The sequence below is a fragment of the Streptomyces sp. AM 4-1-1 genome, from assembly GCF_029167625.1.
Taxonomy (GTDB): domain Bacteria; phylum Actinomycetota; class Actinomycetes; order Streptomycetales; family Streptomycetaceae; genus Streptomyces.
On sequence record NZ_CP119145.1, the window covers coordinates 2453562 to 2468071 of the forward strand.

11 protein-coding genes are annotated in these 14510 nt (G+C 70.9%); 3 read left to right on the forward strand and 8 right to left on the reverse strand.

Annotation, left to right across the window (positions count from 1 at the left end; translation table 11 throughout):
• Positions 1-10 precede the first annotated feature (10 nt).
• On the reverse strand, positions 11-682 hold the full coding sequence (locus tag PZB75_RS10310; protein WP_275535002.1) for an HAD family hydrolase: 672 nt from the start codon (positions 680-682) through the stop codon (positions 11-13).
• Positions 683-968: 286 nt separating this feature from the next.
• Positions 969-1475, reverse strand: coding sequence for a hypothetical protein (locus PZB75_RS10315; RefSeq protein ID WP_275535003.1), 507 nt, complete (start codon positions 1473-1475; stop codon positions 969-971).
• Between the two features lie 276 nt (positions 1476-1751).
• On the opposite strand from PZB75_RS10315, the gene PZB75_RS10320 reads away from it, so the two are divergent.
• Positions 1752-2189 (forward strand): Rv3235 family protein, encoded by a 438-nt coding sequence (locus PZB75_RS10320; protein WP_275535004.1) that lies wholly within the window; start codon positions 1752-1754, stop codon positions 2187-2189.
• 179 nt (positions 2190-2368) lie between these two features.
• Here the strand turns inward: PZB75_RS10320 and secA are convergent, their stop codons facing one another.
• Positions 2369-5194: a preprotein translocase subunit SecA gene (gene secA / locus PZB75_RS10325; protein ID WP_275535005.1), complete on the reverse strand. Its 2826-nt coding sequence runs from the start codon at positions 5192-5194 to the stop codon at positions 2369-2371.
• Between the two features lie 239 nt (positions 5195-5433).
• On the opposite strand from secA, the gene PZB75_RS10330 reads away from it, so the two are divergent.
• Together PZB75_RS10330 and PZB75_RS10335 are read left to right on the forward strand one after the other, a co-directional pair.
• Complete coding sequence (locus tag PZB75_RS10330; RefSeq protein ID WP_275535006.1) at positions 5434-6009, forward strand: GNAT family N-acetyltransferase; 576 nt, start codon at positions 5434-5436, stop codon at positions 6007-6009.
• Between the two features lie 338 nt (positions 6010-6347).
• Positions 6348-7526 carry a crosslink repair DNA glycosylase YcaQ family protein gene (locus PZB75_RS10335; RefSeq protein ID WP_275535007.1) on the forward strand — a complete coding sequence of 393 codons (1179 nt, stop codon included), beginning with the start codon at positions 6348-6350 and terminating at the stop codon, positions 7524-7526.
• Positions 7527-7614: 88 nt separating this feature from the next.
• Here PZB75_RS10335 and PZB75_RS10340 read toward each other — a convergent pair whose 3' ends face one another.
• The 5 genes from PZB75_RS10340 to mtrB form a co-directional block, all read right to left on the reverse strand.
• On the reverse strand, positions 7615-8370 hold the full coding sequence (locus tag PZB75_RS10340) for a response regulator transcription factor (RefSeq protein WP_275535008.1): 756 nt from the start codon (positions 8368-8370) through the stop codon (positions 7615-7617).
• Positions 8371-8590: 220 nt separating this feature from the next.
• The gene (raiA, locus tag PZB75_RS10345) at positions 8591-9280 is read right to left on the reverse strand and encodes a ribosome-associated translation inhibitor RaiA (RefSeq protein ID WP_275535009.1); all 690 of its coding nucleotides are present in this window, start codon (positions 9278-9280) and stop codon (positions 8591-8593) included.
• 316 nt (positions 9281-9596) lie between these two features.
• Positions 9597-10418 (reverse strand): ComF family protein, encoded by an 822-nt coding sequence (locus PZB75_RS10350; protein WP_275535010.1) that lies wholly within the window; start codon positions 10416-10418, stop codon positions 9597-9599.
• Positions 10419-10606: 188 nt separating this feature from the next.
• Positions 10607-12472 carry an LpqB family beta-propeller domain-containing protein gene (locus PZB75_RS10355; protein ID WP_275535011.1) on the reverse strand — a complete coding sequence of 622 codons (1866 nt, stop codon included), beginning with the start codon at positions 12470-12472 and terminating at the stop codon, positions 10607-10609.
• The gene (mtrB, locus tag PZB75_RS10360) at positions 12462-14510 is read right to left on the reverse strand and encodes an MtrAB system histidine kinase MtrB (protein WP_275535012.1); all 2049 of its coding nucleotides are present in this window, start codon (positions 14508-14510) and stop codon (positions 12462-12464) included. Before mtrB ends, PZB75_RS10355 begins: the two co-directional genes overlap by 11 nt.

The following is a 14510-nucleotide window of genomic DNA, read 5'->3' on the forward strand; positions in this document are numbered from 1 at the left end:
CGCGGAGCCCTCAGGCCGTCATCCGTTCGGCCAGCGCCGCCGCCTCGGCCAGGCTGTCGACGACGGGCACCCCGGCCGTCTCCAGACTCGTCCGGCTGTGCGAACCCCCGGTGTACAGCACCGCCCGCGCCCCCACGTACGCGGCGGCCACCGCGTCGTCCACCGCGTCGCCGATGACCACCGTGCGCTCCGGGGACACCCCGTCCAGCGCGGCGAGGTGGCGCACCATGTGCTCGGCCTTGCTGCCGCCCGACGGGCCGGTGCGCCCCTCGACCCGTATGAAGTGCCGGTCGATGCCGTACCCCCGGACAAGCGGGAGCAGCTGTTCGTGCCCGTGCATGCTCAGCAGGGACTGGCTGCGGCCCGCGAGCCGCCACCGCGCCAGCAGTTCCTCGGCGCCCGCGGTGAGGCCGCAGACGACACGGTGCTCGGCGTAGCGGTCCTGGAAGACGCCGTCCATCCGCTCCCACTCGGCGTCGGTGGGCAGCCTGCCGAGCAGCCGCTCGTAGAAGCGGGGTATCGGCACGCAGTACGTCTCGCGGTACTGCTCCAACGTGATCGCCGACAGGCCGATCTCGGTGAACGCGGCATTGGTCGCGGCGATGACCGCGTCTATGTCGTCGAGCAGTGTGCCGTTCCAGTCCCAGACCAGATGTACGCGCTGATTCCCCGATGTCCCCATGCCCTCGAAAATACCTTCGGGGTCTGACAGCGCGCAGCCCGGCTCCGCCCCGGCCGTCGCTTTCCGGCGACTCACCCGCCCGCCCGAATCATCCGGCCCGTCCGGCCGCCGGATCACCGAGCCATCGGATCACCGAACCATCGGGTCACCGGACCGCCGGATCATCGGATTGGCCGACGTGTCCGAACCATCAGTTCGTGGGCTCGTGGGCTTGTGGGCTCGTGGGCTTGTCCGCTCGTCGGTTCGTGGGTTCGCGAACTTGTCGGCTCGTCAGCTTGTCGGCTCGTCAGCCGATCAGGTTCGGGATCTCCTGAACGCCGAACCACAGCAGCTCGTGGTCGTCGGCGCCGTCCACCGTGAACTGGGCGTCGTCGTCACCGAGGTCGGCCGCCCCGAGCGCCGCGGCGGCGGCCGTCACGTCCTTCTCCGCCTCGTCCGCGTCGATGTGCACCGCGGCGGCCTTCGCCAGGGCCACCGCCGAGTCGATCCGCACCTCGCCGAGCGACGAGGCGTCCAGACCGTGGTCCGGGTCCGCGACCGCCGCCCCGTCCGGCACGTCGACCGCCACCACGACCCGGCGACGGGCCGCGTCCGGGTGCCCGGCGATCAGGCGCAGCGAGGCGGACGCGGCCCGGTTGAGCGCCGCGTACTCCAGTTCCTCGATGTCGTCCGAGACGTACCACTCGCGCAGTCCCGGCGTCACCGCGTACGCGGTCAACGGGCCGGGGCCGATCTCGTCCGCCCGGTGCGCCGCTGCGAGACCGGAGAGGGGCAGGGGGACGTACACGCGCATGGCAGGCCGCTTTCGTAGTCGGAGAACGCCCTCAGGATACGTGCGACGTCCCCCATCGGGGTGTCGGGCGGCTTCCGGGAACCCCCGCCCGCCGACCACCGCGGACCGCGGCGGACCGCCCGCCGCGCCCGGCCCACCACCCGGATAGGTGATCCGTCCGACGCCCGCGCCCCGGTCGTGGCGGTGCTTGCGAGGGCACGAACGGCCCCGTAGAAGATCCACAACAGAAGTTACTTCCCGGTACTGACCGGGTCCCGAGCACGGGGGCGATGAACGATGAGCGTGGACAGGACCAGGCCCGGCGGGCGCCGCGACGGGCGCAGGCCCGGCACCCTGCCGCCGCAACGGACCCCGCTGCGCACACCGCGGTCCGTTCGGCCGCACCAGTGGTTCGCGGAGCGCCTCGTCGCGGTCCTCAGTGGCCAGCGCCCGGTCCACTGGATGCTCGGCCACACGATCGGGCCCGCCTACGACCAGCTGGCCGACCTCGCCCCCGGCACCCCGCTGCGGGCGTCCAGGGGCGCGCGCCCGGTGGTGCGCAGATGCCGGGGTGCCCAGCCCGCCCCGGGCGTCGTCGAGGCGTTCGCGAGCATCGCGGCGGGGGAACAGGTCCGCGCCATGGCGTTCCGTCTGGAGCAGGGCCGCGATCTGCGCTGGCGCTGCGCCGCGGTGGAGCTGGGCGGCGAACGGGTGCCGTCGGCCACCGGCTCCTGACCACCGTGGGAAACGCGACGGCCGGGGCCGGACACCACCTCGGTGTCCGGCCCCGGCCTTCGGCATCAGCGCCCCGCGCACGCGCCGGGCCGGCCGCGGAACGGGCGCTCACCCGTCGGGGGCGACCGCTCCGCACGTACTACCGTCGTCGTGACCGGCGCGGCCTGCCCCGTACGGCACTACTTCTTGCGACGGCGGCCACCGCCGCCACCGTTCTTCTGCGCCTTGCGGCGCTCGGCGCGGGTCATCCCGTCCGACGACGACCGGGACTCGCCGTCGTCGTTGGCGAAGTCGCCCTCGACGACACCGCCCTCGCCGTCCACCGTCGGCGCGGAGAAGTGCAGCCGGTCGGGGCGCTGCGGGGCGTCCAGACCCTTGGCGCGGATCTCCGGACGCGCGCCCGCGGGCACCGCGTCCTCCTTGGTGAGCGAGGTCCGCTCGGCCTCGTCCTGCACCGGCACCTCCTCGACCTGCTGCTCGACCTGGACCTCCAGGTTGAACAGGTAGCCGACGGACTCCTCCTTGATGCCCTCCATCATGGCGTTGAACATGTCGAAGCCCTCACGCTGGTACTCGACCAGCGGGTCCTTCTGCGCCATCGCCCGGAGGCCGATGCCCTCCTGGAGGTAGTCCATCTCGTAGAGGTGCTCACGCCACTTGCGGTCCAGGACGGACAGCACCACGCGCCGCTCCAGCTCACGCATGATGTCCGAGCCGAGCGTCTTCTCGCGCTCCTGGTACTGCTCGTGGATGTCCTCCTTGATGGACTCCTCGATGAACTCGGCGGTGATCCCGGCACGGTCGCCGGCCGCCTCCTCCAGCTCCTCGACGGTGACCTTCACCGGGTAGAGCTGCTTGAACGCACCCCACAGCCGGTCCAGGTCCCACTCCTCGGCGAAGCCGTCGGCGGTCTCCTGGCGGATGTAGTCGTCGATCGTGTCGTCCATGAAGTGGCGGATCTGGTCCTGCAGGTCCTCGCCCTGGAGGACGCGCCGACGCTCGCCGTAGATGACCTCACGCTGCCGGTTGAGCACTTCGTCGTACTTCAGGACGTTCTTGCGCGTCTCGAAGTTCTGCTGCTCGACCTGCGACTGCGCGGACGCGATCGCACGCGTCACCATCTTGTTCTCGATCGGCACGTCGTCGGGGACGTTCGCCATCGACATCACGCGCTCGACCATCTGGGCCTTGAACAGCCGCATCAGGTCGTCACCCAGCGACAGGTAGAAACGGGACTCGCCCGGGTCACCCTGACGGCCCGAACGGCCGCGCAGCTGGTTGTCGATACGGCGCGACTCGTGCCGCTCCGTGCCCAGCACGTACAGCCCGCCGAGCGCCTTGACCTCTTCGAACTCCGCCTTGACGGCCTGCTCGGCCTTCTCCAGCGCGGCGGGCAGCGCCGCCGCCCACTCCTCGACGTGCTCGACCGGGTCGAGACCGCGCTGCCGCAGCTCCGCCTCGGCGAGGTCGTCCGGATTGCCGCCGAGCTTGATGTCCGTGCCTCGGCCGGCCATGTTCGTGGCGACCGTGACCGCGCCCTTGCGCCCGGCCTGGGCGACGATCGTCGCCTCACGGTCGTGCTGCTTGGCGTTGAGGACCTCGTGCTGGACGCCCCGCTTGGAGAGCTGCTGCGAGAGGTACTCGGACTTCTCGACCGAGGTGGTGCCGACCAGGATCGGCTGCCCCTTCTCGTGCTTCTCCGCGATGTCGTCGACGACCGCGGCGAACTTCGCGACCTCGGTGCGGTAGATCAGGTCCGACTGGTCGGCGCGGACCATCGGCCGGTTCGTCGGGATCGGCACCACACCGAGCTTGTAGATCTGGTGGAACTCGGCGGCCTCGGTCATCGCCGTACCGGTCATGCCCGAGAGCTTGTCGTACAGGCGGAAGAAGTTCTGCAGGGTGATCGTGGCGAGTGTCTGGTTCTCGTCCTTGATGTCCACCCCTTCCTTCGCCTCGATGGCCTGGTGCATGCCCTCGTTGTAGCGGCGGCCGGCGAGGATACGGCCGGTGTGCTCGTCGACGATCATGACTTCGCCGTCGATGACGACGTAGTCCTTGTCCTTCTTGAAGAGTTCCTTGGCCTTGATGGCGTTGTTGAGGTACCCGACGAGAGGCGTGTTCACCGACTCGTAGAGGTTGTCGATGCCGAGCCAGTCCTCGACCTTCGAGACACCGGGCTCGTGGATGGCGACGGTCCGCTTCTTCTCGTCGACCTCGTAGTCGCCGGTCTCCTCGATGCCCTTGAGCGGGTTGCCCGCCTCGCCCTTGGTGAGACGGGTGACCAGCTTGGCGAAGTCGCCGTACCACTTGGTGGCCTGGTCGGCCGGGCCGGAGATGATCAGCGGCGTACGGGCCTCGTCGACGAGGATCGAGTCCACCTCGTCGACGATGGCGAAGTTGTGACCGCGCTGGACCAGCTCCTCCTGCGACCACGCCATGTTGTCGCGGAGGTAGTCGAAGCCGAACTCGTTGTTCGTGCCGTACGTGATGTCACAGGCGTACTGCTCACGGCGCTGGGCCGGCGTCATGTTGGCGATGATGCAGCCGACCTGGAGACCCAGGAACCTGTGCACCCGGCCCGTCAGCTCGGAGTCACGCTCGGCCAGGTAGTCGTTGACCGTGATCAGGTGCACGCCCTTGCCGGAGAGCGCGTTGAGATACGCGGGCAGGGTGCCGACGAGGGTCTTGCCCTCACCGGTCTTCATCTCGGCGACGAAGCCGAGGTGCAGCGCGGCGCCGCCCATCATCTGTACGTCGTAGTGGCGCTGTCCGAGGACCCGCTTCGAGGCCTCCCGGACGGTCGCGAATGCCTCGGGGAGCAGGTCGTCCAGGCTCTCGCCGTCCGCGTACCGTTCCTTGTACTCGTCGGTGAGCGCCCGCAGCTCGGCGTCGGAGAGGTTGACGAAGTCCTCTTCGATGGAGCTGACCTGGTCCGCGATGCGGTGCAGTTTGCGCAGGATCTTGCCTTCGCCTGCACGCATGAGCTTGTTGAAGACGGACACTGAGGCTGGTCTCCTTGCCGGTCGGGCCTGGCACTGGGTCGTGTTATGGACTCTGGCGCGGGCACGGCAGGTGGGCCCCACCGCAACGGCCATCGTAAGCGAGGACCCCGCCGCGCCGGGAGGGCTGCCGCCGCGTTGTCCCGCCGCGCCCTGCCGGATCAACGGCCGGAGCACACGGAAGGTGCCGGGAAGCCCGAAAAGTACTCGCTTCGGACCCGCGGTCTCCGCAGAATCCGTACATGGAGCCGATCACCCTCATCACCGAACGCCTGCTGCTGCGCCCCTTCGGCACGACCGACACGGACGCGGTGCACGCGGCCTGCCAGGACCCGGACATCCGGCGCTGGACGCCCGTGCCCTCCCCGTACGGCCGCGGCGACGCCGAACTCTTCACCGGAACGATCAGCCCGGACGGCTGGCGGAACGATTCCGCGTACAACTTCGCGGTGGTCCGGGGCGGCACCGACACCCTCGTCGGAGCGCTCGGCATCCACCGGAGCATTCTCCCCGGAACGTACGAGGTGGGGTACTGGACCGTCCGGGAGCACCGCGGCCACGGCTACACCACGGAGGCGGTGGTGGAGTCGGCGCGCTGGACGTTCACCGCGCTCGGCGGGGACCGGCTGGAGTGGCGCGCCGAGGTCGGCAACGTCGGCTCACGGGCGGTGGCCCGGCGGGCGGGCTTCCGCATGGAGGGCGAGCAGCGCTCGGGGCTGCTCAACAAGGGGGTACGACGGGACACCTGGAACGCCGCGCTGCTCCCCTCCGACATCGGACTGCCCGGCACCCACCCGTATCTGCCGGCCGGCACCTGAGCCGCCGGGCCCGGTGGTGTGCCCCTCCTGGACGGGACCGGTGCCTTGCCCTTCCGGACGGGACCGGTGCCGTGCCCTCCTGGACGGGACCGGTACCTTGCCCTTCCGGACGGGACCGGTGCCGTGCCCTCCCGAACGGGACCGGTACCTTGCCCTTCCGGACGGGCGGGAGGCCGTTCCCGACGGGCTCACCGCACTCACCGGGCTCGCGTATCCCTCCGCCCCGACCCGATGCCGGCGCGACGCGGTCCCCTCCCGCGACGACGTCCACCGGGGCGGTGATGACGACGCCCACCGAGGCGGTGATGTTGTCAGTGCCGTCGCCTAGGGTCCATGGCATGACGCCGCCCTTGCCGCTCCCGACCGTCGAACTCTCCGCCGACCAGGCTCGCAGGATCGCGCTCCGCGCCCAGGGCTTCCTCGGCGCACCGGACCGCAGGGCCGGAGTGCCCGGCGTGCTGCGGCAGCTCGGCGCCGTGCAGCTCGACACGATCTCGGTCCTGGCCAGGTCGCACGAGCTCATTCCGTACGCCCGCCTCGGCGCCGTGGGGCGGCGCGCGGTGGAGGAGGCGTACTGGTCGGGAGGGCGCACGTTCGAGTACTGGTCCCACGCGGCGTGCGTCCTGCCGGTCGAGGAGTGGCCGCACTTCGCGTTCCGCCGCCGCGCCTACCGCACCCGCCCGCAGTGGTCCCACGACCTGTCGGACGCGGCGTACTCCACGGTGATCGACCAGTTGCGCGCCGAGGGTCCGTTGACGGCGACGGAGCTGGGCGGCGCGAAGAACGGCGGCGAGTGGTGGGACTGGTCGGAGTCGAAGATCGCCGTCGAGCGGGCCCTGATGTACGGGGAGGTCGTGTGCACCGAGCGGCGCGGCTGGAAGCGGATCTACGACCTGGCGGAGCGGGCGATCCCGGACGCGATCCTGCATGACGACCTGGATGACACGGAGTGCCTTCGTCGTCTGGTGGCGCTCGCGGGCCGGTCGCTGGGTGTGGGCACACGTGCGGACATCGCGGACTACCACCGGCTGAAGGGCGAGCAGTTCGACGCGGTGGTGGCGGACTCGGGGCTGGTGCCGGTGGCGGTCGAGGGCTGGGCGAAGCCCGCCTGGGCGGACCCGGAGGCGCTGCTCTCCGAGCCCCGGGGCCGGCACCGCACGACCTTGCTGTCGCCGTTCGACTCACTGATCTGGGAGCGGGCGCGCACCGAGCGGATCTTCGGGTTCGCCCACCGTCTGGAGGCGTACGTCCCGAAGCCCAAGCGGCTCCACGGCTACTTCGCGATGCCGCTGCTGGCGGGCGGGCGGCTGCGGGGGCGGGTCGATCCGGCCCGTGAGGGCACCACACTGGTCGCCAGGCAGGTGTCGTTGGACGGACGGAAGGCCGTGGTGCCCATGGCCGAGGCACTGGTGCGGGCGGCGTCCTGGGTCGGCTGTACGGACATCCGGCTGGAACGGGTGGACGCGCCCGAGCTGCGCGAACCGCTCACCGCGGAAATAGCGCGCACGCTCGCGTGAACCACCCTACCGTCGCCCGGGATTCTTTCCCCTACGGGCGGTCGACCGCCCGTAGCGGCCTCGGATCACCGGTCCGGTGCGCCGGCTTTCAGCGGATCTCCAGGATCTTTTCCCGCATGGCGTAGACCACTGCCTCCATCCGGGAGTGGAGTTGCAGCTTCTCCAGAATGTTCCGGACGTGGTTCTTCACGGTGTTCTCGGAAATGAAAAGCTCTTTCGCGATATCGCGGTTGTTCATTCCCGTGGCGACGAGTTTGAGGACTTCCAACTCGCGTTCGGTGAGCCGTGGCGCGGGCACCAGCCGGCGCTCGTCGGTCCGCTGGATCATCGACTTGAACTCGGTGAGGAGCTTGGACGCCATGGAAGGGCTGATCTGGGACTGTCCGTCGGCCACCGCTCGGATCGCGGTGGCCACCTCGTCGGTGGAGATCTCCTTCAGGAGATATCCGGTGGCCCCCGCCTTGATCGCGTCGTAGAGATCGGCTTCCTCGTCGCTGATCGTCAGCATGATGATCTTGGCACTGGGTGCCACCTCCTTGATGGAGGTACAGGCTTCGATCCCACCACGCTTGGGCATCCGCACGTCCATCAGGACGATGTCCGGCAGCAGGTCCGCCGCCTTGTCCACGGCCTCCGCCCCGTCCCCCGCCTCCCCGATGACCTGGATGTCCTCCTCCTGGGCGAGGACGATCTCCAGACCCCGGCGGAAGAGCGCGTGGTCGTCGACGACCAGGACGCGGATCGGCTCTTTCCCCGAACCACCGCCCCCGTCCACGCCGGTACGGGCGCCGACGCTGTCGTCGGTGTCATTCGCATCGCGCACGGGCCCGAAGGTGTCCGCCATCGTTCCTCCCCCTGAAGGCCACGGCCTGAAGTTCACAGCTGTCCGCCAACCCCAGTGCGCGGAGCACCGGTTGGCCTGGTCGTCATGATTTCATGCCTGGACGTCAGAGCGGTGATCCTGTGCCGTGCGCGAGTGATCGTGTGGGCGTACGCGGGTGCCCCTGGGGGCGCGAAAGCGCTCCAGGGGCACACCACCACCGGATGGTGCCGGCCGGAAGGCGTCAGCCGCCGAGGGCGCCGCCCGCGCCACCCGCCTCGTCGGCGGCCATCGGGTCGGTCTTCAGATGAATGACGCCGTAGTCGTAGGCGTGGCGCCGGTAGACGACACTGGGCTCCTTCGTCTCGGAATCGACGAACAGGTAGAAGTCGTGCCCGACCAGCTCCATCTCGTAGAGCGCCTGGTCGAGCGACATCGGCGCCGCGACATGCGTCTTCTCACGCATCACCAGCGGTCCCTCGCCCTGGACCTCCAGCGGACCGACCCTGGTGGTCGGTACGGACTCCTCGGGCTCCTGGGACACGAGCTGCCCGTCCGCGTTGAACGACGCGGCGTCCGGCACGGTCTCGCCGACCTCGGCCGCGGACAGCCGGCCTGCGCCACGGCGGCTGTTGCGCTTGTCGTGCTGCTTGCGCAGCCGTGCCTCCAGCTTGCCGGTGGCCAGGTCGAGCGCGGCGTACGGATTGTCCGCCGCCGCCTCCGCCCTGATGACGGGACCTCGCGAGCGGAGTGTGATCTCCACCCGGTCGGAGCGGTCGGCCTGACGGGGGTTGGGCTCCTTGGACACCTCGACGTCCAGGCTCATCACCTTGCCGTCGAACTTCTGGATCTTGTCCAGCTTCAGCTTCTCGGCCACGTGCTTGCGGAACCGCTCGGGTACCTCGGTCTTGCGGCCCTTGACGACGATGTCCACGCAGAACTCCGTTCCCGGATCGCCCCGCTTCGACGGCGGGACGCCTCCCTTTCGCACCAGGCTCCGGTGATCGCCGGAGCCTCGGACTCGGTGGCTTTCACCTCCTCCTCCCCCGTCGGCGGCGACTCAGTCCCACCGACTTCTCCACATTCCGGACCGCTGCTGAGGGATCTGTCCGAAACATGGTGGCGCTACATGTGGTGCTTTCGCCGAGGTCTGGCATTCACCATTCCTCACAACCGAACATAGCCTGCTGGGGCGGATATCGGCACCCGCTGCTCGCACGCACCTCTGTTCATGCCCTTTCGCCCACTCATCACCTGTAACGACGCGCGCTCGCGAGGAGTTCCGGGTTTATTCCGAAGGCGGACGGAGAGGCTGAGACGACGGCCGCCCACCGCGTTCCCGGGCCGGTGATTTTCCTCGGGCCGCCGCTCTGGCCGTCGGCGTCCCCGCCCGCAACCACCCCCTGTGCGCCGATCGCCCGGGCCGCCTCGGCCAGCGAGGCCCCGGTCGTCATGAGGTCGTCCACCAGCACCACCCGGCCGCCCGCCAACAGCCTGTCGCCGCCGGCCACCACCTCCAGCGCACCTGAGAGGTTCGCCCGCCGCTGCCGGGCCCCCAGTCCCGACTGATCGGCCACCGCACGCCCCTGCCGCAGCACCGGAACCACCCGGGCCGGTGTCCCCGTGCGGCGCAGCTCCCGGGCCGCGGCCAGGGCGATCCGGCGTCCCGGGTCGTGTCCACGCGCCGCCACGGCCCGCCGGGCAGACGGCACGGGCACCAGCAGCAGAGGCCCCGGCCCCGTACCGCCACCGGGAGCCCTCGCCCCGTCCGGTCCGCTGGACCCGGCAACGACCCGCACCGCGCTCGCGAGAGCCGCGCCGAGCGCTCCGGCCAGTCCCAGCCCGCCCCGCTCCTTGTGCGCAAGCAGCGCCGCGCGCACGGCGCTCTCGTAGGGGGCGGCGGCGTGCACCACCGGCAGCCCGGACGGCTCCGGCGACGGCCTCACACGGCGCGGAGGGTCCCCGCACAGCTCGTACCCGCACGCGTCGCACCATTCGACGCGCGGTCTGCCACAGCCCACGCAGGCCACCGGCAGGACCAGTCCGGCCAGCTCTCGCCACCACCCCCGCATGCGCCCACCATGCCGGTACCGGCACAGCCGCGCCACCCCTGTGGACAAGCACCCGGTGGACGAGCGGCCACCGCCCCGCACACCACCGTGACCCCCAGGGCGGAACCGACCGGCCGGTCACAAAAGGCTGGGCCGACCGGTCCCCCAGCAGGGACGAGCCGACTCATCAAGCGGCACGCACCGGTCCCTCAGCCGGGGTAGACCAGCGCGGAGCCCTCCTTGAACACCGTCTGCCAGTTGTCACCCGGCGACAGCTTCACTATCCCGTCGGCCTCGGTGTCCGCCATCAGAGGAAGCTGTTCGTCGTCCGCCGCCGCTACGGCCCTCACCTGGTTCACCCCGGGCAGAATGCCCGACGCAGAGGTCGATCCGTCCGCCTGCACGTACCGCACCTGCTGCACACCGCCCGCCTCCTTGCCGACCACCACGAGGCGGCTGCGGCCCGACCACGACATCGCGGTCACGTCGGCCAGCTGCGGCGCGGCCTGCCGCAGATCCATGATGGAGACCTTCTGCCCGTCCCCGTCCCCATGGCGCTCGACCCGGCCGATCTTCAGCGTGCGGTTCCCGTCCTTCGAGAGCAGCAGTGCTATCCGTACGCCGTCGGCCGACATCCGCAGCGCCTCGATGCGGGCGCCGTTCAGGCTGGGGACGGTGACCTCCTGTGGCTTCCCGGCTCCGCCGACCAGCCTCAGCAGCCGTGACCTCGCCGGGTCCCGGTCGGCCACCCACAGGTCCCCGAGACCGTCCCAGCTCGGCGCCGACAGCCGGTCCTCCGGCTTGCCCGCCGTACTGGTCACGGCGGGCGCGGCCAGCTCCTCCTCCAGGACCGTGGACGCCACGTACAGATAGCGCTGGTCCTGTGACACCGCCGCGGCCTGCTGCTCGTCGCGGGCGACCCCGACCTTCTTCATCCGCACCGGGCCGTTCCCGAGAGGCCCGGTCACCGGCTCCGGCGTACCACTGCCGTGGCTGCTCCCCGGAATCCGCTGCACATGGCCCTTGGCGTCGATGAAGTACTGGCTGTCGGGCCCGCCGGACGAACCGGCCGGGGCGAACTCCTCGGCCTGGTCCGAACCCAGACCGCACAACGTGGACTTCTCGGACCGTTGCAGCTCGACCCGGTCGACCCGCGCGGACGTCAGATCGCGCAGGGTGTAGAGCACCTGGGCGGCCATCATCCGGCAGGCCCGCTGCCCGACGTCGTCCACCTTCGCGTTGAGCTGCACCCTCAGGACGTTCCGGTCGTCGGGCACCAGCGAGAGGACATCGCCGGCGAGGGCCGTCCCGGCCGGGAACCGCGAGTCCACCACCGGCCGCAGCCAGTTCGTCGGCCCCGCCAGCAGGCTGCGGATCGTCTGGGTCAGCGTGTCCATCCGGGTGGCGGGGTCCGTCCGGTTGCGGACGTAGACGGGATCGGCGACCAGCGTCGGCCGCGCGTTCCCGCGCCCGGTCGCGAAGTAGTACCTGTTGACGGAACGGTAGAGCCGTTTGAAGTCCGACTGTCCGAGCACCAGACCGTCCGGTACCCGGTCGATGCGCCACTCCTTGCCGTCCCGGCCGCCCTGTTTCACGAGGTGGAGGGTCTGGCTGTAGTCGGTGGCCCTGAACGGCTGGTACGCGCTCTGCGCGTCGACCGTGGCCACCTTCTCACCGGTCAGGACGTAGCTGACCTCGGCGCCGTCGCGGTCGCCGCTGTCGAGCGGCCGCTGGTTCCAGTTCGGCGCCTGGGCGAGCACCGTGGTGCCGCCGCCCGGTTTCCAGGCGCGGCCCGCCTCTTTCGTCAGGTACTGCCGCGTCGTACGGAAGCCGGGGTCGTCACTCGTCATCGACTCCAGGAAGCCGTAGACCACCTCGGTGGGGGAGGCGCCGTCCCGGGGCGGCACCGCGTACACCTGGACCTGTGAGTCCCCGGGCTGCAAGGGGTCGACGGCCTTCACGTCGCCGGTGGTCGGCATCGATCCGCACGCGATCAGCAGCACGGCGCCGCAGGCGAGCAGCGCGGTCGCCCGCACCGTCCCCCCGCGACCGCTCCGACGACGGTCAGTGCCCACGAGTCGTGCCCTCCCGGTCCGAGTCCCGCGGTCGCGGGTCCTGTCTGTGCGGGTCGCCGCCCGGCCGTTCCCCCGCGGGGCGCGCCACCACGCGTGCCCCGCTGCCCGGCAGGGCCGCCGGATGCACGGAGGCCGGGGCCGTCCGGGGAACCGCCGGGGCGTGCGAGGACCTCGGCAGCGGCGGCCGCTCCGTGCCCCCGGGCTGCGTCGGCACCGATGCCAGCCGGTGCTCACTTCCCGGGGCGGGCCCGTCCCCGCCCCGTTCCCTGTCCTCCCGGTTCCGCCGTGAGTCCTCGGGCTCCAGGGGTATCGGCGAACCGCGCAGCGGCTCGTCCGCCGTCCGCGGCAGGGTCAGCCGGAACTGCGACCCACCGCCCGGCTCGCCCCACGCCTGGAGCCACCCGCCGTGCAGACGGGCGTCCTCGACGGCGATCGACAGCCCGAGCCCGGTGCCACCGGTCGTCCTCGCCCGCGCCGGGTCGGCCCGCCAGAACCGGTTGAACACCCGTGTCGCCTCGCCGGGCTTGAGTCCCACTCCGTAGTCGCGGACGGCGACCGCGACGGCGCCACCGGCCACACCCATCCGCACCACCACGTCCCGGCCCTCGCCGTGTTCGACGGCGTTGACCACGAGGTTGCGCAGCACCCGCTCGACCCGGCGGGCGTCGGCCTCGGCGACCACCGGCTGTTCGTCACCGACGACCCGGATACGGGTGCCCTTGCGTTCGGCGAGCGGGTCGGCGCCGCCGATCACCCGCCGTACGACCTCCCGGAGATCTATCGGCTCCGCCTCCAGCGCTGCGGCGCCGGCGTCGAACCGGCTGATCTCCAGCAGATCGGCGAGCAGCGACTCGAACCGGTCGAGCTGGTCCCCCAGCAACTCGGCGGAGCGGGCCGTGACGGGGTCGAAGTCGCCGCGCGCCTCGTGGATGACGTCGGCGGCCATCCGTACGGTCGTCAGCGGTGTCCGCAGCTCGTGCGAGACGTCCGAGACGAAACGGCGCTGCATCCGGGAGAGTTCCTCCAACTGCTGGATCTTCAGCTGAAGGTTCTGCGCCATCTTGTTGAACGCCTCACCGAGCCGGGCGATGTCGTCCTCACCGGTGACCTTCATCCGTTCCTGGAGCCGCCCGGCCGAGAGCCGTTCGGCGATCCCCGCCGCCATCCGGACGGGCGTGACGACCTGCCGCACCACGAACCAGGCGATGGCCCCCAGCAGCACCACCACGAACAGTCCCGCGGTCGCCAGCGTCGTCTTGACCAGCGCCAGCGACTTCTCCTCCTGCGCCAGCGGGAAGAGGTAGTACAGCTCGTACGGGTTGTGGTCGATGTCGTACAGACGCTTGCCCACGACCAGTCCGGGCTGCTGTTCCTGCCCGTCCGCGTACCGGATCAGGGAGTACGTCTGGAATGCCCCGGGTCCCTTGCCCACGGACTCCCGCAGACTCTGCGGGACGCTGCTCGCCTCCACGCTGCCCGAGCCGCGCGGCGCCCGGCTCGGCGCCCCCTGGTCGGGCGAGTCGGCGCTGAGCGCCACCACGTTGAAGGCGTTCTTGCCGCCGCTGGCGAGCTGGTCGACGAGCTCGGTCCGCCAGGAGTTGTTACCGGTCATGCCGTCCGTGCCGTCGCCGTCCTGCCCACCGGGGGCGACGGGCGCGTTCGCCTTCTCCTGGGCCGCCGCGAACCCTCCGGCGGCCTGGGTCTGGGCGGCCTTCCCCTTCGCGTCGAGCAGGCCGTTACGGACCTGGCCGATCACGACGAAGCCCAGGAGCAGCACCACGCCGAGGGACATCAGCAACGTGCCCGCGACGACCCTCAGCTGGAGGTTGCGCCGCCACAGCCGTATCGCGGGCAGCAGTGGACGCCGGACCCACCGCATCAGCAGGCGCGGTACGGGGCCGCCGGGTGCCCGGTCCCGGAACAGCCGCCCGCTCCGCAGGTAGTGGCTCGTCCGGGCCCAGCCGTTCCCCGGGCCGGCAGCCCGCCCCGCACGGACTCCCGGCTCCCCGGGCTTCGGAGCAGTGCTGCCCTGGGACAT